37 protein-coding genes are annotated in these 23,028 nt (G+C 36.3%); 3 read left to right on the top strand and 34 right to left on the bottom strand.

What is annotated here, in order from left to right; genetic code table 11:
- Window positions 1-57: 57 nt before the first annotated feature.
- From HCH28_RS00845 to HCH28_RS00685, 34 genes are all read right to left on the bottom strand, one after another.
- Window positions 58-822, bottom strand: a complete 765-nt coding sequence (locus HCH28_RS00845) for a head maturation protease, ClpP-related (protein WP_221679171.1) — start codon at window positions 820-822, stop codon at window positions 58-60.
- Window positions 819-2,054: a phage portal protein gene (locus tag HCH28_RS00840; RefSeq protein ID WP_370635273.1), complete on the bottom strand. Its 1,236-nt coding sequence runs from the start codon at window positions 2,052-2,054 to the stop codon at window positions 819-821. The genes HCH28_RS00845 and HCH28_RS00840 overlap by 4 nt, the downstream gene beginning before the upstream one ends.
- A 15-nt stretch (window positions 2,055-2,069) precedes the next feature.
- Window positions 2,070-3,773: a terminase large subunit gene (locus HCH28_RS00835; protein ID WP_221679170.1), complete on the bottom strand. Its 1,704-nt coding sequence runs from the start codon at window positions 3,771-3,773 to the stop codon at window positions 2,070-2,072.
- Window positions 3,770-4,288: a phage terminase small subunit P27 family gene (locus HCH28_RS00830; RefSeq protein WP_221679168.1), complete on the bottom strand. Its 519-nt coding sequence runs from the start codon at window positions 4,286-4,288 to the stop codon at window positions 3,770-3,772. The genes HCH28_RS00835 and HCH28_RS00830 overlap by 4 nt, the downstream gene beginning before the upstream one ends.
- Window positions 4,289-4,418: 130 nt before the next feature.
- Entirely contained in the window at window positions 4,419-4,799 is a 381-nt protein-coding gene (locus HCH28_RS00825) for an HNH endonuclease (RefSeq protein ID WP_221679166.1), read from the bottom strand.
- Window positions 4,800-5,107: 308 nt separating this feature from the next.
- On the bottom strand, window positions 5,108-5,668 hold the full coding sequence (locus HCH28_RS00820) for a hypothetical protein (RefSeq protein ID WP_221679164.1): 561 nt from the start codon (window positions 5,666-5,668) through the stop codon (window positions 5,108-5,110).
- Window positions 5,669-5,698: 30 nt separating this feature from the next.
- Entirely contained in the window at window positions 5,699-5,860 is a 162-nt protein-coding gene (locus HCH28_RS00815) for a hypothetical protein (RefSeq protein WP_221679162.1), read from the bottom strand.
- Window positions 5,861-5,920: 60 nt separating this feature from the next.
- A complete protein-coding gene (locus HCH28_RS00810; RefSeq protein ID WP_221679160.1) occupies window positions 5,921-6,670 on the bottom strand; it encodes a hypothetical protein in 750 nt (249 codons plus the stop codon).
- A 230-nt stretch (window positions 6,671-6,900) separates the two neighbouring features.
- Window positions 6,901-7,260, bottom strand: coding sequence for a DUF2493 domain-containing protein (locus tag HCH28_RS00805; RefSeq protein ID WP_370635272.1), 360 nt, complete (start codon window positions 7,258-7,260; stop codon window positions 6,901-6,903).
- Window positions 7,251-7,670, bottom strand: coding sequence for a DUF722 domain-containing protein (locus tag HCH28_RS00800; RefSeq protein WP_036125585.1), 420 nt, complete (start codon window positions 7,668-7,670; stop codon window positions 7,251-7,253). Before HCH28_RS00800 ends, HCH28_RS00805 begins: the two co-directional genes overlap by 10 nt.
- A gap of 101 nt (window positions 7,671-7,771) precedes the next feature.
- Complete coding sequence (locus tag HCH28_RS25350; protein ID WP_370635292.1) at window positions 7,772-8,083, bottom strand: DNA adenine methylase; 312 nt, start codon at window positions 8,081-8,083, stop codon at window positions 7,772-7,774.
- A gap of 13 nt (window positions 8,084-8,096) precedes the next feature.
- Complete coding sequence (locus tag HCH28_RS25345) at window positions 8,097-8,576, bottom strand: DNA adenine methylase (RefSeq protein ID WP_370635271.1); 480 nt, start codon at window positions 8,574-8,576, stop codon at window positions 8,097-8,099.
- Between the two features lie 29 nt (window positions 8,577-8,605).
- Entirely contained in the window at window positions 8,606-9,133 is a 528-nt protein-coding gene (locus HCH28_RS00790; RefSeq protein ID WP_221679157.1) for a nucleoside triphosphate pyrophosphohydrolase family protein, read from the bottom strand.
- A complete protein-coding gene (locus HCH28_RS00785) occupies window positions 9,120-9,347 on the bottom strand; it encodes a hypothetical protein (protein WP_221679155.1) in 228 nt (75 codons plus the stop codon). The genes HCH28_RS00790 and HCH28_RS00785 overlap by 14 nt, the downstream gene beginning before the upstream one ends.
- 354 nt (window positions 9,348-9,701) lie before the next feature.
- Window positions 9,702-9,941, bottom strand: a complete 240-nt coding sequence (locus HCH28_RS00780; protein ID WP_221679153.1) for a hypothetical protein — start codon at window positions 9,939-9,941, stop codon at window positions 9,702-9,704.
- A gap of 5 nt (window positions 9,942-9,946) precedes the next feature.
- Window positions 9,947-10,486 carry an ERCC4 domain-containing protein gene (locus HCH28_RS00775; protein WP_221679151.1) on the bottom strand — a complete coding sequence of 180 codons (540 nt, stop codon included), beginning with the start codon at window positions 10,484-10,486 and terminating at the stop codon, window positions 9,947-9,949.
- Window positions 10,483-10,839, bottom strand: coding sequence for a YopX family protein (locus HCH28_RS00770; protein ID WP_221679150.1), 357 nt, complete (start codon window positions 10,837-10,839; stop codon window positions 10,483-10,485). Before HCH28_RS00770 ends, HCH28_RS00775 begins: the two co-directional genes overlap by 4 nt.
- Before the next feature lie 109 nt (window positions 10,840-10,948).
- A complete protein-coding gene (locus tag HCH28_RS00765) occupies window positions 10,949-11,383 on the bottom strand; it encodes a hypothetical protein (protein ID WP_370635269.1) in 435 nt (144 codons plus the stop codon).
- 547 nt (window positions 11,384-11,930) lie between these two features.
- On the bottom strand, window positions 11,931-14,300 hold the full coding sequence (locus HCH28_RS00760) for a phage/plasmid primase, P4 family (protein ID WP_221679149.1): 2,370 nt from the start codon (window positions 14,298-14,300) through the stop codon (window positions 11,931-11,933).
- A 29-nt stretch (window positions 14,301-14,329) separates the two neighbouring features.
- Window positions 14,330-14,554 carry a MucR family transcriptional regulator gene (locus tag HCH28_RS00755; protein ID WP_221679147.1) on the bottom strand — a complete coding sequence of 75 codons (225 nt, stop codon included), beginning with the start codon at window positions 14,552-14,554 and terminating at the stop codon, window positions 14,330-14,332.
- A 78-nt stretch (window positions 14,555-14,632) separates the two neighbouring features.
- Window positions 14,633-15,079, bottom strand: coding sequence for a DUF669 domain-containing protein (locus HCH28_RS00750; protein WP_221679146.1), 447 nt, complete (start codon window positions 15,077-15,079; stop codon window positions 14,633-14,635).
- A 1-nt stretch (window position 15,080) separates the two neighbouring features.
- Window positions 15,081-16,025 carry a hypothetical protein gene (locus tag HCH28_RS00745; RefSeq protein WP_255600352.1) on the bottom strand — a complete coding sequence of 315 codons (945 nt, stop codon included), beginning with the start codon at window positions 16,023-16,025 and terminating at the stop codon, window positions 15,081-15,083.
- A 21-nt stretch (window positions 16,026-16,046) separates the two neighbouring features.
- A complete protein-coding gene (locus HCH28_RS00740) occupies window positions 16,047-16,430 on the bottom strand; it encodes an organic solvent tolerance protein OstA (RefSeq protein ID WP_255600350.1) in 384 nt (127 codons plus the stop codon).
- 12 nt (window positions 16,431-16,442) lie between these two features.
- Window positions 16,443-16,919, bottom strand: a complete 477-nt coding sequence (locus HCH28_RS00735) for a siphovirus Gp157 family protein (RefSeq protein WP_221679144.1) — start codon at window positions 16,917-16,919, stop codon at window positions 16,443-16,445.
- Entirely contained in the window at window positions 16,919-17,158 is a 240-nt protein-coding gene (locus HCH28_RS00730) for a hypothetical protein (RefSeq protein WP_221679143.1), read from the bottom strand. The genes HCH28_RS00735 and HCH28_RS00730 overlap by 1 nt, the downstream gene beginning before the upstream one ends.
- Complete coding sequence (locus HCH28_RS00725) at window positions 17,155-18,285, bottom strand: hypothetical protein (RefSeq protein ID WP_221679142.1); 1,131 nt, start codon at window positions 18,283-18,285, stop codon at window positions 17,155-17,157. The genes HCH28_RS00730 and HCH28_RS00725 overlap by 4 nt, the downstream gene beginning before the upstream one ends.
- Window positions 18,282-18,461 (bottom strand): hypothetical protein, encoded by a 180-nt coding sequence (locus tag HCH28_RS00720; protein WP_221679140.1) that lies wholly within the window; start codon window positions 18,459-18,461, stop codon window positions 18,282-18,284. The genes HCH28_RS00725 and HCH28_RS00720 overlap by 4 nt, the downstream gene beginning before the upstream one ends.
- 8 nt (window positions 18,462-18,469) lie before the next feature.
- A complete protein-coding gene (locus tag HCH28_RS00715; RefSeq protein ID WP_221679138.1) occupies window positions 18,470-18,739 on the bottom strand; it encodes an AbrB/MazE/SpoVT family DNA-binding domain-containing protein in 270 nt (89 codons plus the stop codon).
- Window positions 18,736-19,128: a helix-turn-helix domain-containing protein gene (locus HCH28_RS00710; protein WP_221679136.1), complete on the bottom strand. Its 393-nt coding sequence runs from the start codon at window positions 19,126-19,128 to the stop codon at window positions 18,736-18,738. Before HCH28_RS00710 ends, HCH28_RS00715 begins: the two co-directional genes overlap by 4 nt.
- 15 nt (window positions 19,129-19,143) lie before the next feature.
- Entirely contained in the window at window positions 19,144-19,293 is a 150-nt protein-coding gene (locus tag HCH28_RS00705) for a hypothetical protein (protein WP_221679134.1), read from the bottom strand.
- Complete coding sequence (locus tag HCH28_RS00700) at window positions 19,265-19,735, bottom strand: hypothetical protein (protein ID WP_221679133.1); 471 nt, start codon at window positions 19,733-19,735, stop codon at window positions 19,265-19,267. The genes HCH28_RS00705 and HCH28_RS00700 overlap by 29 nt, the downstream gene beginning before the upstream one ends.
- A 93-nt stretch (window positions 19,736-19,828) precedes the next feature.
- Entirely contained in the window at window positions 19,829-19,972 is a 144-nt protein-coding gene (locus HCH28_RS00695; protein ID WP_221679132.1) for a hypothetical protein, read from the bottom strand.
- Window positions 19,969-20,154 carry a helix-turn-helix transcriptional regulator gene (locus tag HCH28_RS00690; protein WP_221679131.1) on the bottom strand — a complete coding sequence of 62 codons (186 nt, stop codon included), beginning with the start codon at window positions 20,152-20,154 and terminating at the stop codon, window positions 19,969-19,971. Before HCH28_RS00690 ends, HCH28_RS00695 begins: the two co-directional genes overlap by 4 nt.
- 36 nt (window positions 20,155-20,190) lie before the next feature.
- Complete coding sequence (locus HCH28_RS00685) at window positions 20,191-20,373, bottom strand: helix-turn-helix domain-containing protein (RefSeq protein ID WP_221679129.1); 183 nt, start codon at window positions 20,371-20,373, stop codon at window positions 20,191-20,193.
- A 386-nt stretch (window positions 20,374-20,759) separates the two neighbouring features.
- On the opposite strand from HCH28_RS00685, the gene HCH28_RS00680 reads away from it, so the two are divergent.
- The 3 genes from HCH28_RS00680 to HCH28_RS00670 all read left to right on the top strand — a co-directional run bounded on the left by HCH28_RS00680 (window position 20,760) and on the right by HCH28_RS00670 (window position 22,894).
- Complete coding sequence (locus tag HCH28_RS00680) at window positions 20,760-21,098, top strand: helix-turn-helix domain-containing protein (protein ID WP_221679128.1); 339 nt, start codon at window positions 20,760-20,762, stop codon at window positions 21,096-21,098.
- Between the two features lie 3 nt (window positions 21,099-21,101).
- Complete coding sequence (locus HCH28_RS00675) at window positions 21,102-21,596, top strand: ImmA/IrrE family metallo-endopeptidase (protein ID WP_221679127.1); 495 nt, start codon at window positions 21,102-21,104, stop codon at window positions 21,594-21,596.
- A gap of 74 nt (window positions 21,597-21,670) precedes the next feature.
- Window positions 21,671-22,894 (top strand): tyrosine-type recombinase/integrase, encoded by a 1,224-nt coding sequence (locus HCH28_RS00670; RefSeq protein WP_221679126.1) that lies wholly within the window; start codon window positions 21,671-21,673, stop codon window positions 22,892-22,894.
- The last annotated feature ends 134 nt before the right edge of the window (window positions 22,895-23,028 follow it).

Genomic DNA, 23,028 nt, shown 5'->3' with positions numbered 1-23,028 from the left:
TTTGTTCTAATGATTTCAATAGCTTTTTTGTTTGTGTTTTCATAGTTTGAAAACCTCCTAATTTATGATTGTATTCAAGTAAATAAGATTCGCCTTCGAATCAGCAATAATTTTTTCACGCAAAGCTTTTTCTTCAGCACTCATAACTGGTGCAGATTGAACAGGCTCTAAAAGTTGCTTTGGAACATTTTTATATTGATTAAGTAACTCAAAATCTGCACATGCAACAGCATCCTTTTCTTCTTGTACAACTACTATGTCAAAGTATTTTGAGGCTTCTTCTGCATCTAGCCAATTATCTTTGCCATCCAATAATTCTTTGATTTTTTCGTCTGTTAAAAGCTCTGTGCCTTTACTTTTATAAGCCGGAATACAAGTTCTTGATTCTGTTTTTTCGAGCCAATCAGCCTGTTCCCGACAATCTACAGCGTTTGCGCTCCACAACGTTATCATTGGTTTATGAATCATCAAGAAAGTATTTTCATACATAAAAATGTTATCTGCCTTCATAATTAAGAATGACGCTGCGCTAGCTGCTACACCATCCACATAGGCGTTGATAGTTAATTGACTTTTCTTTCTCTCTAATTGATTCATCATAGCGATAGCTGTAAATACGGACCCTCCAGGGCTATTTACATACATGTTTAATGTTTTTACAGATGGTGATAAATCATCCAATGCTTGTTGAAATTCAGTAAGTGTTACATCTTCATCTCTCCATTTATATCCACTGACAATAGCGCCATAAATAAAAAGATCTGCAGATTTTTCATCAACAGATGCTTTCATTTCCCAGAATTTATTCTGTTTGTTTTTCATTCATTTCCACCTCCTTCCACAGTTGATGCAGCAGCAGTGGACTTCCGCAATGTTGGGTCCATTTCTAATGGATACATGTCACCAGAAATCCATAGTTCAGCTGCCGCACCTCCACGTGGTGGTTTATCTTCCAACTCTCTCACTTCATCACGGGATAACCACCCATCCCGTAAACCTGAATGATAAAGTGCAGTTCGAGCAGCAGTGTCACCACGTAATAATCCACCTAAGTTAAACTTAAAATACTTACCATCTAATCTGTCTTGACGAGTAAGTAATTTACGATTGAATTCATTCTCATATTGTTTAACGATAGGCGTTAATGTCATTTGTACAAATTGAATCATCTGTTGCTCATTAGATGATAAAGTACCACCTTCCATATCATTCAAAAAGCTTACTGGCATATTAAAAACATTGGCTACTCTTGAACGTGTAATTCGCTCTGATGCCAATGTATCTGATGCAAAATATTGTTTTTTCATTTCTGTGATTTCTACACCAGGTTCTTGCATTAAAATGCCACCATTTTCTTGATAAAAACGTCTGAAATCAGCTATTACTGCAGCTCTTTTGTCTTTATCTAAATTAGCAGCATATTTCAAGATGAAAGATTCTTTTTTCTCCATTTCAGAAAGGGAGAACTCCTGAACTGCCTTATCGTATTTGATGGTATTGGCTAATACTTTCAAAGGTGATAACCCTCTAATACGAGCTGGACCTCTGATATGCTTAACGTGAATCATGTCTGTATTTGCTACAAACATCGTCCCTCGTTCACCCTGTACTTGGTACCACAACAATCCATCGTCTTTATTGATAAATTCAGTCACGCAAGATGGATCTAAGGGAATGATTTCACTAGGCCGCAAACGTATATCGCGTAGAATAATTGCGTAGCCATTTCCTGTCTCATTCCGACTGACTTCAAGTGCATTAAGCAAATCAAAACTGCTCATGTTTTGGTTCGGCTCATTTATAAGCACATCAGAAGCTTCGTTTTGTATCACATCATAATGTTGATGCAATTTGATAGGTAGTGCCGATACTGTATTAGCCAAACGGCTAATAACACTGAAAATCGTTTCATTAGTTGCTAACTGGCTATTATCGATACCCCAAAAGGTTCGTCCAAACCAATTCGAAAAATCCCATGTCGAACCTTTCCAACCTGTAGTAGCACCTGCATAAGCCATGTACGCTGTAGTTTTAATACGTTGCCATAGTTTCAATTTCTCACCTCCCTCTTATAAATCGTGAATAGAAATAAAACTGATATTACCCTCTCCACTTTCAAATGTTGCATATCTAGCTTGAACAAATGCTGTAATTATGGCTGCAATAGGGTCAATTCGTTCTCTCGACTTCGATTTTGAAAGTTTAATACTTTCATTCGCAGCCATTTCAGCTATCGCATTACCAACAGCCCAAGATAACACCTTGTCACCAACATGAGTGATTTTCTTTTGATGTTCATTATTCTGATACACGTAGTCTCTAAATTCCTTCGTAGGTTCAGATAATGTAGGGAAACCTTGACGGACTTCCACAATAGTTAATCCGTAGTTCTCCATGTTTTGAGCAAACTGTGTGGCACCGTATGGATCATAACAAAAAAGAATTACATTCAATTCATTGTTATTGATGAAATCTAAAATCCATTGTTCTACAAAGCTATAATCAACTACTGCGCCTGGTGTGACATCCATCCAGCCTTCTTCAATCCATACATCATATGGCACCTTATCCTTCGCTCTCCGTTCTGCTAACGCCTCTTCAGGCATAAATGAGTGTTGGCCAACATGGTAGCCATAGTCCGTAGGGAAAACATAACCTACTGAAGTTAAGTCAATTTTCTTAGATAAATCGACTCCTATATAAACATCACGGCCAGTCATCTCAAAGGCTTCAATTTGTCCTGCCTTCCACTTATTCGCAGGAATGTAGCCTCCTTCTTTCATGTCCACCCATATATTCATAGTCTTTGTTAAAAACGACCTCATTTTTTCAGGTACATCAAGAGCTGTCTTCAAATCCGAACGAATGGATGCAAGGCCCTCTTCATACGTAGCAACAATCGGATTTGCCTTAATCCAATTGCTCTCATCCTTTATGTCATCCCCCGGATCTAACTCACAAATGATACCGAAGTAATCATCATTTTCTGTATCGTCATCAGGATTTAGAATGCGTGATACATATTCGTATTCAACAAAACACGGCCTGCTTAAATCAAAGCCTGCTGTGGTGATAACGAACATAAGTGGCTCTTTACGGGCAACCATCCCTGATAACAAAACATCGTATATTTCAGATGTAAGATGATTATGATACTCGTCCACAATTCCAACCGATGGGTTTTTACCATCACCTGTTTTACGTGTTTCGCGTGATAATGGGACAATGACAGATCCGTTGTTAAAGACTTCAATCTTGCCATAGGCTTCTTTCCATCTTCCATCCAACAATTCACTTGAATTAATCCCATCTCGAACAGCAATATATACCTCATCAGATTGATCTTTCTGCCATCCAGCGATATACATACGTTGTTTCTCATCACCAAGGAATGCAATGTAAGAGCCTACAATAGCTAAGAATTGTGACTTAGCATTTTTACGTGCAAGCTGTATATAAACCTTACGGAAACGACGTGCTCCATTTCTCTTCTTTTTGAAGCAGAAGATATTAACGGATATAAAGAGTTGAAAATCATTAAGTTGAACCTTTTCACCAGCTAAAACACCTTCGACATGTTCAAACTCATTGGCCCACCAATAGAAATCCTCGGCCACTTCTTCATCAAAATAAAAAGGACTGTCATCATTTTGACAATCCTCATAGTCTTTTAAGAAGCGTTGAACCGCCCATTTATGTTTGATACTGGCTTTGATTTTACCGCTTAAAATATCATCACAGTAATTAAAAACCCGCTCTAAAACCCAATTCATAACCTATCACCGAAACGCTTTTGCGCCTCGCTTTTGCCTTCCACAGGTGAGGGTGAAGGAATAACTAATTTCAAACGTGATGTAATAGTAAGTCCAAGATCAGCAGCTGCAGAACGACATTCATTAAACAATGTATTTTTGGTTCGTTGCAGTTTTGGATAATCCTCATTAGCAATTGTTATTTTCTTGCCGTTTTCTTGCTCAACTGTCTCTGTTGGTTTAATTTTTCGTATGTCTTTCACCAGTTGTAAGTACTGATGCTTCGAGTCCAGATACCTCGCTAAAGAATCCACATCCAGCTCGCTGAAAATTTCAAGCACTACAAGCTTTTCAGCAATCTCTGCAAATTCCTTCTTTTGAACAGCTGTTAAATACGATGGAATTTCAATGTTTTCAGTCGGTCCACGCATCTTTTCTTCGTGTTTTTGACGCTTTTTTATCTCGTCTTTTGTCAAATGTTTTGAGCGCCCATTCCCTAGAATCACTTGCAATGGCTGCTTATTTCGACCTGTCATACTATCACCTCACTTTCATTTTCCTTAGCCTTCCAGAAAAAAATATTCAAAAACGGGTTTTTCTGCGAGGAAATCGGTCAGCCGGTGTAGGGCACTTCACCCAACTAAATTAAAATAGAGGGGGGCTATCCTATTTTTTTTCGTATTTCTGAATATCCTCGGTCGTCTTCCTGTTGTGACACGACTGACAAAGCAATTGTAAATTGTTTTCATCTAATCGCTTGGTCCAGTCAGCAGTTAATGGCACAATGTGATCCACAAGAAACCCGACGGTAATTCGTTTTTCATTTAGACAATGCTGACACAATCCGTTGTCTCGTATCTTGATGTAGTCACGGCATTTAATCCATGATGACGAATGATAGAAACGGTCATGTTTCTTGTTTCGAGAATACTTGTCGTAGTAACGGTTGTTTTCTGCCTTTGCTGTCTTGTGCTGTTCGCAATATCCATTACGTGTTAGGTTTGGACAGCCAGGCTTGTTGCATGGTCTTAGAGGTTTACTGTTCATGCTGCTCTACCTCTCGCTTAACACTAGCCATACAGTGCGCTATGAAGTCCTTGAGCTGTACTTCTTCCTGTACCAACTGCTTCAACTTATCAGCATCAGCCCACTTCATCTTGCGGTGTAGCTCTCGCATCTTAGCCTGTAACTTACGTATCGATTCGTCTGTATAAAAACAGACATACTCACGTCCACAGTTAGGACAGTTGAAGTATGTCTTCTCTACTTTATTATCCAGTTTGTCTACCTTGAAATGCTTGACGTAGAACCTGTGACCACAAGACTTGTTGCACTTAGCGTAGATTGGTTCCATGTTATTCACTCCTTGCTAAGTCTGCGCATTTACATAATGCATTCCCAATTTCATTACCAGTCTTGCTATTCAAAACTCCAATTGATTTAGCAATTTCATTTAACGTTTCGATATCTGTATTATTAATAGCATCTAACTCATCAGCCAATGCACCAACATGCTTTGCGATTGCTCGTAGCTTTAATTGCATTTTTTCTGTGTCCATATCTACCGAAATGGATAATGATTTACTTGGCTTTTCATTTCGGTTGTTCACGTTGTTCTGATACTTGTGTAACTTCCATACGTCTACCAACGCACCGTTACACTTCGGACATACACATACTTCTCTGTATTCCTTTTTAGTTTGGAATATCGTTTCGCTATGACCACATAATAAGCACTCTGCTCTGTGCTGATATTGTTTTAATTCCTCGTAAAACGGAATTTTTTCAAGGTCACTTCCATTTACTTGAGTAGTACCTACAGGACCTTTACAAATAGGACAACTAATTCCATCAATACAATTACTTTTCACTTTAAATAAGTGATTATTATCTTCATAACACATAAGAACAATCATTATTCATCCCTCCACTATTCATAGTTGTGATTAATAATCTTCCCTTTCACCTGCAGCTCTTAGCTCAAGGTTATATTCATCAATTGCTTCTTCAATTTCCCTCTTCATTCGCAAGGCTTGTTCTTCATATTCAGTACCTTTAATTAATTCGAGAAATTGTTCAATTGGCTTTAGAATCAATTCTTCATCCATTTGATTCACCTTCCTCCAGGCATAATAAAAAGCCGAACCAAATAGTTCGACTTAATTTCATCATGGTAACTCTGATAATTCAGATTGAAATACATTTTTGTTTAAATTATATTTTTCGACAAGCTTTTTAGTTAACTCGTAAAACCAAAATGGTGCTTCTGGCGAAACATAAATATTTTCAATAAGAGTATTAATATCCACTTTAATGCTTTTCCCATATTGATGTGTTGGTTCCGCAGAATAATCAAATCCTTTTTTGTCTTCTACGGGCAAATCTTGATGAACCAATCTAATTTCCTTTTCATGCTCAAAAGATTTACGTTTATGTAAAAATGGATAAAACATATTTCCTTCTGGCATCCAATCGTTTTTAAAATCGATATAATCAACCTTGCCTAAATAAACTACTTCAGGAGTATCATTTAAGGATTCAATTAATCTTCCAACATTAGATTGAATAGCAATTCCTTCGTTACTTTTCAAATATAAGTCCCACATTCCTGCCGATTCATATTCATTGAGATGCCAGCAATTAATAAAAGTGAAAGGTCTTGACCAATTTACAAAACCATCAAGTAATTCAACTGCATTCAACATCAATTCTCCATTTTCTTCTTTTAGGTATACTTCTTTACGTAACCTTCTATTTGATGATGGATAACTTCCTTCAAATTTATCGTTAAACCTATCAGTTCTAGTTAAAAAAAGAGAATTACTTTCTAGTAAATCGATAAATTTCGTAAAGTCCATATACCTCCAGATTTTTTTACTTTTTTCAGGCACATTAAATACTCTATGTTCTTTATACATAATTCCTATCCCCTTTCACATTAATATTACCATAGGAAAAGACCGCACTATATTGTACGGCCTTATGCTGAAAAGGGTTTTAGGCTTGTTTCCGACATACACGTACAAGCGAACGTGTTTATTTTGTAATGGAAATTTATTTAGCGTATTTCCGTACGCTTTTGATAAAACTTGATAATATCAATTTACACTGTTTTTTAGCGCAATTCGCTATATAGCACTATTGCGGTTTAATAATAAACAACTCTCACAAAAATTCCGCATTCTTTTGCAAGGTTTATCATATGATTAGTTCCTTTGCTTTTACCATCCCAAAAAGCAATTAATGCATTTGCATATTCAGCCATTTCTTTGTTGCGAATATATCCTGCTGATTTACCATACAGATCCCAATTAGCAGGATGACTGTTTATCGGATAGCCTTTTTCTTTTGCATATCGTTCTCCTAATTTATCAGCACCTCTAGCTGCACCTGAAACGATTTCAATTTCACCTTTATTTTGTAATAAAAAATCTACCTTCTCTTTCAATAGTTCGTAATTGTTGAAATCTCTACCGCCTGCGATTATGACTTTAAAAATTAAACCCACCCCAATCTCCTAGCCGTTTCATCAATTAATGCATTTCGTTTACGTAACACTCGATAAGTAGACATGTATAATTTATCCGCTATATTTTGCCATTCGTAACATTCCATTTTATCGAAATACCGCATGTCTACAATTGTTTTTTGGTCATGATCTAATTCTTTGTAAAGCTGTTCAAGCGTTGTAATGATGTTTTTCAAATGCTGATAATTCTTATCTTCTGCAAGAATAATAGCTTTATTACCTGTCGTGTCAGAAATACGATTGGATTTGCCCCCACCGATATTTGTATCTGTTTCTTGGTGTGCATTCAACAATTCCCATTCACGATAGCGCAACTGCTTTTTTAGTTCATCTAAACTTGACCAATATTCTTCGATTGTTTTATTTTGTACTGTTGATAATTTACTCATATGCCCTCCACAATTTATAGATTGCATTTTGTGCTTCACTACGCGATAACGTAGGCATGTGCAGCACCTACCTTGTTTGTTTATTTCCTCATATTGTGCAGTTAAAATAATGACTGTTGTTTGAAACCATACTCTGCAGCAAATGGATTAATCCATAAAACCTCAAGCCTTGATTTCCCTGCAACAGGCTTCCCTAACTTGGTTTCTTTTGTCCAACCTTTTAGTAAATCATTGTAAAGGTCACTGTCATACCCTGATAGCAATACTGGCCCTGAATGTTTTAATAAATGATCGATCAAATTTATGTGATCATTATCAGTCATTTCATTTTCATAAATAGCACCATTTCGAGTAGCTGTTACATAAGGTGGATCGATGTACATTAATACATTTGGCTTGTTGTATCGTTTTATCAGTTTAGTTGCTTCAATATTTTCGATTTGAACATTTTTTTAATCGATCAGCTACTAATAAAATATCTGCAGGTAGGTTGTTCCATTGTCTTAAATGATGGTACTCGTCCATTGTCCCCCTACATTTCCAACCCGAGATCGATCCCGTTTTTACCCTAATTGACTGCCAACATCTGATTAGAAATCTTCTTGCCTTTTCAATATCTCCCTCAGCGTCGGTGTGAGAATCGATGTACTCTTTTCGTGAATACGGTGTCCAACGGATCGCTTGTGCCAATTCGTTTGGCCTTTCCCGAATAACACGAAACAGATTTACTACATCACCATCTATATCATTGATCGTTTCAACCTTTACTGGTTCTTTATTAAAAAGGACGGCACCCGATCCGAAGAATGGCTCCAGGTATGTTGAATGCTCTGGCATGTGGCTTACAATCCACTCAGCCAAGCTCCATTTTGAACCTGGATAATGTAAAATTCGTGGCACGCCCATGTTCTGCCCCCTTTCTGAACATTTTCTTTCTATTGCACCGTATCCACACGCTTTTTACTATCCTCAACATTGAATGATTCTGGATAACGCATTTTCAATTTATCGATGTTCATTTCGCAAATTTCTTCAAGTGATGAATCGTAGAATACAGCCAATTCAATTAGATTTTTGATTAACATTTTTAATGCTAATTTCATTTTGGATAAATTCAATTCATGACGATGGTAGATAAACTTCTTAACTTGTTCTGAAATCTCACCTGATAGGACGATGATTTTTTCTATTACCTTTTCTTTTGAGCCTTCCACAACATAATTAGCTAGTGGTTCGTATGTTTCATTTAAGAAGGTTAATAGCCCAAAAGCATAATGCGCTACATCACCAATTTCTTTTAAAATAGCTTCACGATCATTAGCAGCACTCAATACCTCTGCACATTCACCGATAAGGCCCAAAGCGTAATTTGTTAAGCCGTTTTCATACTCAATGTTGTTTTTCGGTTCACCTTTGAACGGCATTGTTCGCTTTGATAACTCTTGAAATTTATTTAGTTCCATCTTGAAGTTCCTCCAATTTTTGAATTACTACTGTCGCATATACAGCACCATCAATCATTTCTTCACGGTAATGCTTCAACCATTCGATAGTTGTATAATCCATTGGATTGACAGTTGTACCGTACTTTGCAAGACCTTTTGCAGTCTGTAATTCTAGTAAATTTTGTACCTCACGTAACACTGGATTAGCTAAAATTTGATCTTCAATTGTCATCAACTCATCACCTTTCTTCTCCTTAAATTATTTGGAGTAATAATTCCATTTTTCTTTTTCCAATTTCTGATTGTGCATGGAGATACTTTGTACATTTCAGCGATTTCTCTATCCAATTTTCTATCCTTTTTTAAATCCAAATACTCAGCTTTAGTCATCGTAATTATTGGCTTTGGACCAGACTTTTTATTTGAGTTGGTTTCAGTGGATTTTCGCTTATTCACCAGGTTCATTAACTTGTCGCCATACTTGCGGAGCTGTTTACAATTAGAACAATGATTATATTCATTGGCTGCCTGTCAATTACATTTGTTAGTAAGTGCATCAACCTTTTTCAATATCTCAATGCGTTTCTCAAGCATTTCTGCGTTCATCTACATCCCACACTCCCCTCTCAATCCAGCCTTCGTTTAAATACTGCTGAATCCATTCGAAATCGTAAGGCATGATAATACTGACTTCGCATTCATCGACTGTCATGAACAACTCGATATACTTTGTAAATGGATTAGGTATAGCCTTCCACAATCTACCCTGTGGTTGTTTCTTTTTCTTCACCGACTGAACAATAGGAATCCCATTGCGCATGTTCACGATGCTTAGAACGCCCCTCTCTTTAGGTAGTTCTTCATTTGGTAATAGAAATGATGGTAAATAAAATTCCCACTAAACTTATTATCTAAGTAGACAATTTCGAAGCCATAACGAGCCTTAAAAGTATTCAATGAGCCTAATAATGCTTTAGCTTCATACCTTGATCGATATTCACCGTTAATTATTTTTTTATAACCCTCTGGATCTTCAAGAAGGATGGTGAATGGCATATCCTTCGCTCTAATTAATTCATTTTCAAAGCGTGTACGCTCGTCCTTACCTAAGTTGCCCACAATCTCATCTACACTAGCTTTTCGTTCAACACCACTGTTTAAATAAATATCTCGCATGATACCGAGTTCTTCATTTTTAGGTAGCATAGCTGTGTAATCGCCAGTGTCTAGCTTTTTTAATTTGATTGGCACATCCTTGCTGCGTAAATATTCAAGAATATGGCCGTTTACTTGTTCGCGAGTATCAACAACGATTGTCATTGTTTTAAGGATTTTATTTAATTCGGTATCCGTGTAATGGTAGTGAATCATTGTGAATCACCTAGTAATTCTGGATTTTCGTAAATGTTGCCGATGATTTTGCAAACTTTATGATTTTTCCAAAGTTCCTCCATTCCAGTTTCATTGTCTATTACGTGCATTTGTGTAAATTCATTTATAGTTACTTCGTACGCTGGATAGTCGCCGATTTTAACAATATCCCCTTCATAAATCTCTTTGCCGTTCTTGTCTTTTAAGCCTGTGTATTGCGTTTTTTCGCCAATTAAAACCTTCTCATCCCATGAACCGCGATAACTCATCCGTCTTTCTAAAATCTCTTGTAGAGTAAAATACCAAAATCTTTTTTCGACTTTATCCCACGCTCGAAACTTAATCTCTCTCATTCTCATAACCTCCTTGTTTTACCTTGATATCAGCACCGTACAGACGTTCTATTTACAAGTTAGATATATTTATCACCCGTTCTCTAAAACGTCTTAAAACGGCTGTAAATCACTTATTTTGATTAGCGTATAAAACAGCACTTTCGTACAATTTTTTCTTAATGATATTTGAAGCTTCATTTTCAAATTGTCGATAATCTTCGTAGATGTCGTTCCAGCCATTCTTAGCCAATGTTTCTTGCCACTCCATAAACAACATCAATGAGTCAACGTCTGTGCATATCCATTCATTGAGCTTCGGATTGTGCTGCCATCCACAGGCTTGATGCACCATTTTTCGCATTGTTTGATCAATTCCACTGGCACCTTCCCATGATTTAAACCATTCTTCTATTTTTGGAAAAATTGGTTCAGCAGCTTTTAATACTTCCTCTGGAACCAACCTCGCATTTTTAAGCGATAATCTACCATCCGATTCATCGCGATATATTTCAGCACCACTTTTCCAGATTTGTGATAATACATTAAGAACTATGATTTCCACCTCAATCCATAACGGACTTTCGTTACTTTCCTGTTAACCATTTTTTTATCTGATCTCCCAATCATCATGCGGTTTAATCTTTTTGTAAGAGCTGATTGTGAAATTTCTCCTAGCCCATTCTCTTTTGCAAACAATATATATTTACAGTGAATCTCTTTATGTGAAATAAAACTTGCTACATCACGCTCGAAATTTTCGTTTATGAATGTTTGAATCATCGTTTCACCGTCCAGTTATTAATTTTTCAAAAATACTCTCTAAACTAACTAAAAACGGGCTAAAACAACCCTAAAGTTACTTAAATAACTACCACCTAAACCTTACAGCCACAAGGCTTTAAAGCTATTTTTTCTACTATAAAATTATTAGAGTTATCGTTATTTACCTTTAAGGCTCTATATATAATATATTTTTTATTTTTATTTTTTTATTAAAGGTAAATCCAAATAACTAAAATAACTAAAGTAGTTAAAAACAACTCTTAAACCCTTGATACGACTGAATTTCTAAAAAGTTATTAAAAGTTATTAGACTAGTAGAATGGTTACTAAATGAGCTTAAAACCACCTGTTTCTTCAATTTCAGTAACCCCTTTAGTAACTGGCTTTCGTTCATTTAAGGTAATTCCTGTTAAAAACGTTTTGTTTCCAGTGCCTTTCGTTTTTCCAAAACCTTTTGTTTCCAGCATTCGATAAAATGATCGATTTCCAATTTGGCGCTCTCCAGATTTAAAACACCAATTGTCATAGACCTTGTACAATTCCTGTGCTTCAATTCGAATCGCTTCGTTTTTTGGTTCGTCTGTATAACAAATTTCGGCTAGGAATGGAGCAAGAATATCCATTTCCTCTTTGTAATTTCCTGTTGCATCCACTACCACTTTCGGTTCTTTTAACCCTGACTGCTGCCACTTCAGGCAACCTTCCAGGGCCCAATTTAATATCCCTGACATTTCGAGTGATAATTTTTCTTCAAGCTTTTTGTCTCGTTCATGTGGTTTTAAATTTAAAGTGAAAGGAATGATTTTTACTCTTCGCCAAATACCTTCATCCACACCGCCAATGATCGGTTTATGATTCGTTGTAAAGAAGACTTTAAACTCTGGAATAAACTCGAAAAACTCTTGTCGTAGGAATCGGGCTAATATCGGCTCGCCGCCTGTAATTGTTTTTACAAGTGATTCCTGTAGCTTTTCCCCTTCTTCACTCTCCACTGCTGAAACGAATCGACTCCCGACCAAACGTGCAATATCGTTATTTGCTCCATCATTTTTCTTTTTAATGAACGTGTCCGATTTAGTTTGTAAACCATAATCACCCATCATTGCTTTGATGATATTGATAAATGTTGATTTACCATTGGACCCACCGCCCACAAGGAAATACATCCCCTGCTCACTAATATCTCCTGTCATGCTGTAGCCAATTAATCGTTGCATGTAATCAATCAGCTCATTGTCGCCTTTGAATATTTGTTGTAAAAAACTTAACCATGTTGGACATTGTGCCTTTTCATCAAATTCGACATTCGCTAATTTTGATAAACGGAGCTCGCGATCATGTTGCTGCAGTTTGCCGTTTCGTAAATTTAAAATCCCATTCGAGCAATTAAATAAAAATTTATGTCGGTCAAATTCTTCACGTTCTGCTGGAACCAAAGGCATTAAGTCTTTAATGCTGTTCATACGGATATTTCGTTTTCCGCATTTACGTGCCCATGAACGTTCCATTTCATCTTCTGATTTTTCTAAATCACGTAGCACTTTATTTGCAATACGTTCTATTTGTAATTTGTTATCGTATTTCCACCGTTTTCCATCCCACAACATCCAACCGATTTCAGAAACAAATCGGATAGCATGGCCGTACTCATAAGCGATACGTTCTGCATTACCTAGTTCATTAAGTCGGAATTTCTTTTTCGGTTTTTCATCTACATCATCTGCCACTGCATCGACTGTGAATGACACATCGAATTCCGCATATTCTTCTTCGTGCTTGTGGTCCAATACAGTTGTAGTTGTTGAAGTAATAGCCTCTGCGATGGTACGTTCACCATATGTTTCGCCAGTATCGCTAAAATGGATTCTGTCCCATTTGTCACGCATAAGACTTGTTTCCCTAAACATAGAATCCATTCTTGAAGCGCTTTTTCCTGTCCAGAAAGCTAAATGATTGCATAAAGCTAGATCACTTGATGAATGGTCATCGTTGGTTAAGTTACCGTTATACAGTGAACGTATTTCATCACCTGATTTACTACGGAACATTCGCTCCCAAAGTGCTTCATTTGATAGCTTGATTTCGTCTTTTTCAAACTCTGCTAAATTGACTCGCCCTTGAACATCACTATCATCAAAATACTTTTCTAAAATCTCAGCTATTTCATCTGTACGATCATAAATTTCATTAGCATTTTCACGATTACCTGTCATCGTAAAATAGCGACCATATTGATAGATTTCTAGTCCGTGCTTTGCGCTTTTACGTCCAGTGCCCACTACAGACTGTGGAAGGCTCCCCTTAATGATGATGTGAATGCCTGTACCACTCACACTAAACTCTGTATAGCTGTCTAATGTGTCTATAATTTCTTGTGCAAAAGTGTTGATTATAGGATTCACTTTTTCAGTATCATCCGCGCTGTACGTTACACATTTATCAATATCAATACCGATATAACTGTCTTGACGCGAGAATACAAAGCCTATCCCATCTGCATTTGATTCTGTATAAAACTTGGCTGCTGTAGCGAATGTGGACCATGTTCTGCGATCATTACTTCTGGCTTCATTCCCATCTACTTGATACGGTATTTTTGTATAACGGCCGCCTTTTTCTTCTGCCTTCCACAGTATCCATTGAGGTAGCATGCGTAGTTCTGATGGTATTTCGTTAAAATTAATTGGTATTTTCATATTTTTCACCTTTGTATCTCATAGCAGGACTAACCTTCACTTTTTCTGCCATTTGTTTCCCTACCTTCTATTTGACTTCGCTTTAACATAATCACTCGTTTAGGAAAACCATACTTCTTTCTAACCTCATCCCTTGTCATTCCATGTTCGATACGGCAATGAGCCTTTGTGATAATTTGTCCTATATGATGACATCCATCTACTGGACATTTGACTAACTCATCCCCCATTGAATTCCATGATGAATTTGCCATTTTTCCCACCTTCTCCGTAAAATTTGGGTATAAAAATAGAGAAGTCCGCCTAAAACAGACCTCTCTATTAAGTTTTATTTAGAATGGAACGTCATCCTCACCAACAACGATTGGCCCACCTTGTGGTGCTGGAGCTCCTACCTGTGATTCCTTGAAGCCTTTTACCTCTGGATATTTGTTTCCGTTGTATTCACGATGACCAACTGTGACCACTAAATTCTTGTGTAACAATGTATCTGCCCATTCTTTGTAAGAATTGAATGTTAGACCATCAGGGAACTTAGCTGCCTTTGAAATGGCTTGTAAGCGCCACATAGCATTGTCTGTAATTGTGAAACCATCGTATAAAATCTTCTGCCCTTGATGATTCTGTGGCACATCACTACGAATTTCGTAGTCTACTGTAATTCGGTTGTTACCACTGTTTGCTTGTTTCATTTCGTAATTAATTACTGTTACTTCGTAATCTCCAGGAGCGATTAATTCAAACCCTTGACCAGCTTCTTCATGATTAATTTTGAACATATTATTTTCCTCCAATTAATTTGATAATTTTATCGACCATAGCTACGGTCATATTTTCTAGTTGTAAATTTGCTTTAAACTCACAATCCGAAACGATCTTAGCTACATTAGCATCTGTGGAAGACAACTCACGAATCTTAGCTACATTACTTAAACGATTAGCTTCTTCCTCTTCACGTCTTGCTCGTTCCTCTGCCTGTACATCAATACCTAATTCAAGATAGCGATAAAGCTTGCGCCCTACCTCTTCGTTTAGTTGAATTTCATCATCTTTGAATAGATTAGTATTATCTTTTGTTGCGACTGCCACATGGTCCATATCAACACTAAAATTCAACATAAACTCATATTCCATATCATCTTTCTGAACAGGTTTCGTACCTACTTTTCTAGGCTGCTGTTTCCCTTTGTCATTCAGCTCCATGACATACTCATTTTTGGTACGCATAGTTGCTAGAATATGAATGTCATTACTCGATAAAGCTTTGATCATATCGGTTACATGTTTGTTTATTTTGTTCCAGTTCTGAAAGCTGTTGCCCGACATGTTACCATGCTGCTCTAAAATGCCGCCTTCACCGTTCCAGTTATGAGAAAGACTATCGAAAATAACAACTTCTACACCTACACTTTTAAGCATTAATAAGGCTTGTAAGTAGCGTTCTGTTGTATAAGGTGGTTCGAAATTTATGTGTTTGAAAGAACCAATACGAACACCACTAAATTGTTGATCAACATATAACATTGAACGTTTGTGTTCTGTATCTGCTACACCGATCTTCTTCCACACTTCTTGTTCTGAAAGGGTTGGGTATGCTTCTCGCATCATTCCATAAGCAGTTAAGATAGCGCCGACTGTTTTACCTGCACCAGATGGACCTATGAACCCTACTAGTGCTTTTTGCTTTTCCCGAACACTATCAGTTACTTGCATATCATGCGCCATGCCTTCCACACTCCCTTTCTATTAAAATGGCACGTTTTCAGTAGGTGCATCTTGCTTCGCTTCTACATCTGCAAATGGATCTTTGAACTCTGGCAATTCTTCATCATTATTTTCAACCGTTACACTACCATCTGGATTGACCGTATATGGTACACCTTCATGCACTTCTTCGATGCTCATTTGACCATCTGGTGCATCATCCTTTGGTTTACCTTCCATAGCATCTTTTGGTGTATCGTATTGGTACGTTAAATCAACCAAGAAATATTGACCGTTTTTATTATGCTTTTCACTGATTTTATTCATGATTAAAGCATCGTTTTCTTTTGCAGCTAATACGATTTCTTCTGCCCCTTCACGTGTGAATGCGATGTGTTGCTCTTTTTGATTAAGTAATTTTTTCAAGTTTTTATCCTCCTATCGAATACTTAATGATTGATTTTCAACTAGTTGAGCACCTTCGATTTGCTCACCTGCTTTTAGTGCTTTAGCTAATTCAGAACGGCTGATTGTTTTCTCCACTTTGATAAACTGTGGAGGGATAGCAGCGTCATTCTCGATTTGTACTGAAGTTGATTTTCGGAAGCTGAATGTAAACTTTTCAGTCTTCACTCGATTACCTTCCACAGTTAATAAAGCATCAGCCATATTTTCTTTAATACGTGCAAGGTTGCTTTCCATTGCTTTGCGACGATCTGCTAATCGTTTTTCCTCGGATTTAATACCAGCAATGTCCGACTCAATATTTTTAAGCACCATGGCATAGCCCTCTAGCTTTTCGCCAATATCACCGATGATTTGCGATAGTGCTAGTTCAAAGCCTTCTGCATTGTTTTCTTCAATGTAGTTTTGAAGCATTTTGTACTGGTCTGTTAGTTCATAAAGAGTAGCCATTATTGACCCACCTCTTTTAATTCCAATTTCATATTCTTATTTAATTGAATTCCTAGCTTTTTAGCTTGTTGTGAATTGAAATCGAAATCAGTAATAGAAATTATTTCATCGCTTTTATCAGAGATAATTTTCGCAATGATATCAATCGCATCACGCTCATTATCAATAACGTTTACTTTCTCGACTTCTTCGGATTCATAATCATCCCAAGTTTTATAAGCAATTAGATAACGTCTCATTTAATCACCTCGTATATAGCGTTAGTGTCGTTGATTATAAATACTCCACTGTCTTCTTTATGAAAATCATGATTGCATTGTATTAAATCATCTGTATCAACAGGTTTATGATTAAAATCCACTTCACCATTTGTTCGGACTTCTAAATTCATTCCCATTACAACTTCATTTGGCTGCACCGCCTGTTCATACTCACTCACATCAAGACCAAGCGCTCGTCCTAGTGCAATTGCTTTTCCAATGTGTTCGTTGAATACATCATTCGGTGAACATTTTGCTACGCTTACGTGTAAAGGTTCTTGTTTCATCCTTTTATCACGATTGTTATTTTGATAAACTGTCGCTTTCACTTCACTATCATTTACATCAAACTCAACACCGAAGAATTTATATTGATATGTTTCGTTACCTAATTCACTCATTGGACTACCATCTTTACCTTGATTAATCGCTTCATCAACAAACTTCTTTGCTTTCTCAATAATTGCAGCACGTTGTTGATTTGGTGTTAGTGGTTCAATTGTTTCATCTACTATTGGAATTTGAGGATTCAGTCCGTCTTTGATTAGTTCGTAGACGTCTACGTTTTCAGGTGTACGTTTATGTTCGTTATAAACATGAATTACCTGTCCGTTTTCATCTGTGAATTTTACATTCTCAATCACTTTATACGATTTCTTACTTCGGTAATGAATGTTACTAACAGTAAACATAACCACATCACCCTCATGTGCTTCGCGATCAACCTTGCGATATTGCTGCCCTTCAAATTCGATGATGTCCTCCACAGTATTAGTTGTGGAAGGCTCAATTGATTTCTTGCCACGTAATTCATGAACAATTAGCTTTAATTCAGCTACTTCTTGCTTTAATGGACGTAGTTCAGCTACTTCATTTTCTAATGCTGTGATGCGTTGGTTTTTTGTAGGTTTTGATTCGACTAGTTCAAATCTTTCTTCATCAAATGAGTGTGATGAACCCTTTTCATTAATAATTTGAACAGTACAATAGAATGGGAAAACTTCTTGCACTTCGTATGGTTTGTTTATTTTGTAATCAAATTGTTTTGCAACATGCGCGTTTTCTTTATTGAAAATTACCTTATCCCCAACATTAAACTTTGTCATTTCGCATCCTCCTGTGGTAAAATACCAGTGTCATATAATTTTTTATTCTCGCTTTCGACTGCCATCGATTGCGAGTTTTTTTGTGCCTCAATTTGGGCATTCTGCGCGTCTTCAATGTCTTGCCAGTAATCTGATTCTCTGTCGTAAACATCAGCGTGTGTGTGGCCTATACGCATGGAATCACCTACTTTAACTCAATCTCTGTAACAAGCTTTTTAGCTTCGATTAGACTTAGAACCAATTTGCCACCCAGTAGAACCAGATTGTCGTCTGATACTTCACCAGTAACAGCGCATGCCATATTAGGCTTGTACTTCTTTAAAATAATTTGGTCACCATCAATAAAGATTTCTAGTGGATCCTTAACATCCAAACTTAATGACCGTCTAAGTTCAATTGGTAATGTAATACGTCCTAACTCATCAACTTTGCGAAGAATTCCTGTTGATTTCATTTGATTTCTCCTCCTTGTAATGCTTTAAGTGCAATTTCTCCTTCATCACCATCAATTGGATAGCACTCTGTTTTCTCACCTTTTATATAAGCTGATACGGGCTCATAAGTTACTGGATCTGCATAAAACTCAAGAGCTTCACGTAGACGTTTGTTTTCATAGACTATTTCAAGAATGTCTGTTTCATCTAAAAGACCAGCCACTTTATATAGATGGAGTTTTGAAACTTCTAAAACAGAAGCTAATTTTGATAACATTTCTAGAGAAACGTTTCTATCTCCCAATTCAATTTGCGATAAATATGTGTGAGACAAATCTATATTGTTAGCTAGTTGTTTAAGTGTCATTCCCTTTTCTTTCCTCAGCCTCCGAATTTCTTCACCAACCATCAATTTCACTTCCTTTCATCCCTGTGCTGAACGTTTATGTGCCAATGTTTTTAGTAACTTTGTGTACAGGGCATCTTCAAGTGGTTGTCCTTCAATACTGTGGATGCCAAGTTTATTCAACTGCTGGATGACTGATTTACGCTTCAGGTGATTGATCATCGACATTTGCGTAATATCCCTCCGTGAATGCTTTGACCTCTTCTACAGCGTCAATTAACCCTAGTACACGTTGCTGCTTAAGCTTGTATTCTTTTTGCTTGATTGATAGATGACTATCAAATGGTAAGTCTGCTTCACCTTCCATAGCATTAATAGCAATGTTTACAAGTTCTTGATTTTCCTGTGTCAACATTTCATCCAGATGGGCTATCAACCTGTTGTTGCCTTCCACAATCATTTCTTCAAGCTCTGGATACTCCAACAACTCACTTAAGTTATCAACAGCAACATGAGGACGGTTATCATATTGGCTTTGTGACTTTTCAATAAATAGTGATTCACGACCGTTTTCATCTGCTGCATAAACTGTGGACGGCTTACCATTGTTGCGATAATGAATCGATACCACTGACAATTTTGTGCCTTTAACATTAATTACTGGTTGCATATTATTAACCTCCAAATAGTTTGATAGATTTACTTCTGACGTGTTGCTGCTGCTTTATTCATTGCCTTTGCGATTAGTGTTACTGGTACAGGTTTAATCTTCATTGGAATCCCCTGCATTCATCTGTGACCATCTAGCTGACCACATAGCAACTGTTTTCGAAATTGCCTCAAGTAATTTTTCTGTTCTGCAATCATCAGACTTTTCAGCCCGCCATTGTAGATTGGTTGTTTTCATTTGGTTTCACCACCTAACCATTTATCAATATCATCTAAATCAAATAGCAAGACACCTGGCGCTGGTTTATTAAATGGAATATCCTTTTTTCGCATTAAGTTGTAGATAGTTGACTTTCCCATAGGACAGTTATTTGATTCTAAATACTCTACCAACGCTTGAACCCCACGGACTTTACGCATCTCATTAACCTCCTTTATTGTTTTTATATCTGAAATTTAAATGTTTAATATCTTGCGAATGTGTTTGATATGCTCTTGTGCCTTTGGTCCATCTTTACGACCACGAATGATGTCTGATAGATAAGCGTTTGAAATGCCCACCATTGAAGCAAGTTCTTTTTGGCTCATCTTCTTTTTGAATAATTCGCTTCTTACTTGAGCTCCTAAATCCTCTGACATATTTGAACCTCCTTGAAAATCAATTGACGTTGCTACCGTCATATAAGCTATAAGTCCGAATTTTTTTATACCGTCATTAGCTCGGTATCACAGCACTTTACTTAATTGGAAAATATTTAAGCTAATTTATTAACTGATTTCATTGACATTAACTAATATATTTATTAGTATATAGACATAGCTAAATAAGACTTTAGAAAAGCCTGTAACAATACATTTCTTCCGTTCCCCAACGTCAAAATGTTTATAAATAGGTAGTCTTTTTTGTACTCTTTTTTAGCTAATAAAATAGCTTATGTACACTTTACTAAATTATATATTAGTTGTCAACGAAAATATCTAATATATTTATTAGTAGAGTTGGACATGTGAAAGGAAACATTGATATGACAACGTTAGAACGTGTTAAAGAACTTTGTAAAAGTAGAGGAATTACCGTCAAACGCTTAGAGGAAGAACTAGAAATTCCGAATAATACAATCTATCAATGGAAGAGAATTACCCCTAGTTTAGATAAAATTCAAAAAGTGGCCGATTTCTTTGGTGTATCCATAGACTACTTACTTGGTCGTACAGATCAAAAAAATCTTCCTGAAGATACTGTGCAAACTTTTGCTGCTCACCATGATGGTGATGAATGGACAGAAGAAGAATTAGAAGAGATTGAAGAATTTAAACGCTTTGTAGCTATGAGACGAGAGGCGCGTAAAAATAAGGGGGAATAGCCCATGCACTTATATGATGCTTTATTAATGGAATGTGACAATTTAGATATTGAAGTTTACGAAAAAGATCGTATGAAAAATAAAGGCCTTTATGGCGACAATGTAATCTGGATTAACAAATTGTTACCTTCCATCATTGAAAAATGCTGTGTGCTTGCTGAAGAGATTGGACATCACCATACAACTGCTGGTGATATTTTCGATCAAAGTAGTATAGAGAATCGAAAACAAGAATTAAAAGCACGTAGTTGGGCATATGAAAGGCTTATCCCCCTTTCTAAAATAATTCAAGCTCATAAATTACATATCGTTAATCGTTATGAATTTGCTGACTTTCTTAATGTTACAGAAGACTTTTTAGATGACGCTCTTGATTGGTATAAAAGCAAATATGGATTATGTGTATCAATTGATAATTTCACTATTTGTTTTGAACCATTAGGTGTTATTGAAATGTTTGATTGGATTGAAACACCAAAATTAAAATATGGAACATGACATTTCTTAAACTTTTTTATAAAATTTTTTACCTTCAAATAGAACATGCATTCTTTAAAGGTGGTGGTTATTATGTGAAATTAACGAAAAATTTAAATAAAGAAAGGAGCATAACCTTGGCAAGCTATGTAGTATTAGAACCAGCTAAGAATGGCAAACCACGTATTAAAATTACTGTAGAACTTGGATATGACGAAGAAACAGGAAAACGAATTAGAAAGTATAAAACAGTCACATTAAACAGCCTTTCTGATCGGGCTATTAAAAAGGCAATTACTGAATTTGAAATTACAGTATCAAAGATGGATATTGAACAGATTGTGGAAAGTATTACCTTTGCGGATTTTCGTCAACGATGGATGGACAACTATGTACGGCTTGATCTATCACCTGCTACGAAGTCTCACTATTTAAGAATTTTAAATACTGGAACTTTTGAAAAGTTTGACGACATGAGAATGAAGAAAATCAAAAAATTCCATATTGTTGAGTACTTTTCAAATGAAAAAAAGGAAGGAAGAAAAAATTTAAGTAACAAATTTAGTATATTAAAAAGTATTTTTGCTAAAGCAGTTGAGTGGGAAATCATAAATGAAAATCCAATGAGTGGCATAAAGGCTCCTCATGTTGAACCTCGAAAAAAAGAACTAGAGTTTTATGATGCTCATCAATTATCGCAAATGCTTGAAGCGATAAACAATCTGAATTTAAAATATCGTGTTATTTATAAATTGGCATGCTTAGTAGGGCTACGAGAATCAGAAATAACAGCACTTAGATTGGAAAAGATTAATTTTGTGAATAACACAATTCTGATAGATCAAGCTTTGAAGTATGACACGGAGGGAAAATCTGAATTAATTTTAGGACCAACAAAAAATAAAAAGTCTCGCATTGTAGCTGTTCCAGAAAAATTTATGGAAGAAATTAAAGAACAAGTGCATGCTCAAAAAAAATTAAAAATTAAATCGGGGAATGCTTGGAAGCCTATGAAAGACGAAGATGGAAAAGATATAGATTTTTTAGTTACATCACAAATTGTTTTAGGATACCCTATTCTCCCCTCATCTCTTGGCTCAACATGGCACCGACATGCTAAAAAGCTCGGACTTCCTAAATTGAACTTCCATGCATTAAGACATTCATGCGCATCTTATTTATTAAGTAATGATGCTAATTTTAAAATCATACAAGAACAATTAGGACACAGTGATGTAGGATTGACAATGAATACTTATAGCCATCTGACTAAAGAAGATAAACGAGCTGCCATTGAGTTATTCAATAAAATACTGTGATACGGTCGCTTTTTGGTCGCCTGTGGTTTTTAGAGTATTTCAATCCTTTGTCTATATAGGGTCTAGACAATTAACAGAAAAAGTAATACTATTTGCTTCATATTCTTCAATAATAATTATTATATTCTGAAAAA

Source organism: Lysinibacillus sp. K60, from assembly GCF_019731275.1.
Taxonomy (GTDB): domain Bacteria; phylum Bacillota; class Bacilli; order Bacillales_A; family Planococcaceae; genus Lysinibacillus; species Lysinibacillus capsici.
The sequence above is the reverse complement of the archived record's forward strand: the minus strand, read 5'-3'. Positions and strand labels throughout refer to the sequence as shown.

Excerpts from the sequence above, each read along its gene's own strand:
- HCH28_RS00785 (WP_221679155.1), bottom strand. The coding sequence starts at position 9,347 with ATGACAATTGAAGATCAAATTTTAGCTAATCCAGTGTTACGTGAGGTA.
- HCH28_RS00820 (WP_221679164.1), bottom strand. The coding sequence starts at position 5,668 with ATGATTGTTCTTATGTGTTATGAAGATAATAATCACTTATTTAAAGTG.
- HCH28_RS00680 (WP_221679128.1), top strand. The coding sequence starts at position 20,760 with ATGACAACGTTAGAACGTGTTAAAGAACTTTGTAAAAGTAGAGGAATT.
- HCH28_RS00775 (WP_221679151.1), bottom strand. The coding sequence starts at position 10,486 with ATGATTCACTACCATTACACGGATACCGAATTAAATAAAATCCTTAAA.
- HCH28_RS00735 (WP_221679144.1), bottom strand. The coding sequence starts at position 16,919 with ATGGCTACTCTTTATGAACTAACAGACCAGTACAAAATGCTTCAAAAC.
- HCH28_RS00800 (WP_036125585.1), bottom strand. The coding sequence starts at position 7,670 with ATGAGTAAATTATCAACAGTACAAAATAAAACAATCGAAGAATATTGG.
- HCH28_RS00720 (WP_221679140.1), bottom strand. The coding sequence starts at position 18,461 with ATGCGTATAGGCCACACACACGCTGATGTTTACGACAGAGAATCAGAT.
- HCH28_RS00705 (WP_221679134.1), bottom strand. The coding sequence starts at position 19,293 with ATGTCGATGATCAATCACCTGAAGCGTAAATCAGTCATCCAGCAGTTG.
- HCH28_RS00845 (WP_221679171.1), bottom strand. The coding sequence starts at position 822 with ATGAAAAACAAACAGAATAAATTCTGGGAAATGAAAGCATCTGTTGAT.
- HCH28_RS00745 (WP_255600352.1), bottom strand. The coding sequence starts at position 16,025 with ATGGCGCATGATATGCAAGTAACTGATAGTGTTCGGGAAAAGCAAAAA.
- HCH28_RS00685 (WP_221679129.1), bottom strand. The coding sequence starts at position 20,373 with ATGTCAGAGGATTTAGGAGCTCAAGTAAGAAGCGAATTATTCAAAAAG.
- HCH28_RS00835 (WP_221679170.1), bottom strand. The coding sequence starts at position 3,773 with ATGAATTGGGTTTTAGAGCGGGTTTTTAATTACTGTGATGATATTTTA.
- HCH28_RS00710 (WP_221679136.1), bottom strand. The coding sequence starts at position 19,128 with ATGGTTGGTGAAGAAATTCGGAGGCTGAGGAAAGAAAAGGGAATGACA.
- HCH28_RS00730 (WP_221679143.1), bottom strand. The coding sequence starts at position 17,158 with ATGAGACGTTATCTAATTGCTTATAAAACTTGGGATGATTATGAATCC.
- HCH28_RS00675 (WP_221679127.1), top strand. The coding sequence starts at position 21,102 with ATGCACTTATATGATGCTTTATTAATGGAATGTGACAATTTAGATATT.
- HCH28_RS00725 (WP_221679142.1), bottom strand. The coding sequence starts at position 18,285 with ATGACAAAGTTTAATGTTGGGGATAAGGTAATTTTCAATAAAGAAAAC.
- HCH28_RS00755 (WP_221679147.1), bottom strand. The coding sequence starts at position 14,554 with ATGGCAAATTCATCATGGAATTCAATGGGGGATGAGTTAGTCAAATGT.
- HCH28_RS00790 (WP_221679157.1), bottom strand. The coding sequence starts at position 9,133 with ATGGAACTAAATAAATTTCAAGAGTTATCAAAGCGAACAATGCCGTTC.
- HCH28_RS00695 (WP_221679132.1), bottom strand. The coding sequence starts at position 19,972 with ATGAAAACAACCAATCTACAATGGCGGGCTGAAAAGTCTGATGATTGC.
- HCH28_RS00810 (WP_221679160.1), bottom strand. The coding sequence starts at position 6,670 with ATGTATAAAGAACATAGAGTATTTAATGTGCCTGAAAAAAGTAAAAAA.
- HCH28_RS00690 (WP_221679131.1), bottom strand. The coding sequence starts at position 20,154 with ATGCGTAAAGTCCGTGGGGTTCAAGCGTTGGTAGAGTATTTAGAATCA.
- HCH28_RS00700 (WP_221679133.1), bottom strand. The coding sequence starts at position 19,735 with ATGCAACCAGTAATTAATGTTAAAGGCACAAAATTGTCAGTGGTATCG.
- HCH28_RS00760 (WP_221679149.1), bottom strand. The coding sequence starts at position 14,300 with ATGAAAATACCAATTAATTTTAACGAAATACCATCAGAACTACGCATG.
- HCH28_RS25345 (WP_370635271.1), bottom strand. The coding sequence starts at position 8,576 with ATGGGCGTGCCACGAATTTTACATTATCCAGGTTCAAAATGGAGCTTG.
- HCH28_RS00750 (WP_221679146.1), bottom strand. The coding sequence starts at position 15,079 with ATGTTCAAAATTAATCATGAAGAAGCTGGTCAAGGGTTTGAATTAATC.
- HCH28_RS00815 (WP_221679162.1), bottom strand. The coding sequence starts at position 5,860 with ATGGATGAAGAATTGATTCTAAAGCCAATTGAACAATTTCTCGAATTA.
- HCH28_RS00715 (WP_221679138.1), bottom strand. The coding sequence starts at position 18,739 with ATGAAATCAACAGGAATTCTTCGCAAAGTTGATGAGTTAGGACGTATT.
- HCH28_RS00770 (WP_221679150.1), bottom strand. The coding sequence starts at position 10,839 with ATGAGAGAGATTAAGTTTCGAGCGTGGGATAAAGTCGAAAAAAGATTT.
- HCH28_RS00830 (WP_221679168.1), bottom strand. The coding sequence starts at position 4,288 with ATGACAGGTCGAAATAAGCAGCCATTGCAAGTGATTCTAGGGAATGGG.
- HCH28_RS00825 (WP_221679166.1), bottom strand. The coding sequence starts at position 4,799 with ATGAACAGTAAACCTCTAAGACCATGCAACAAGCCTGGCTGTCCAAAC.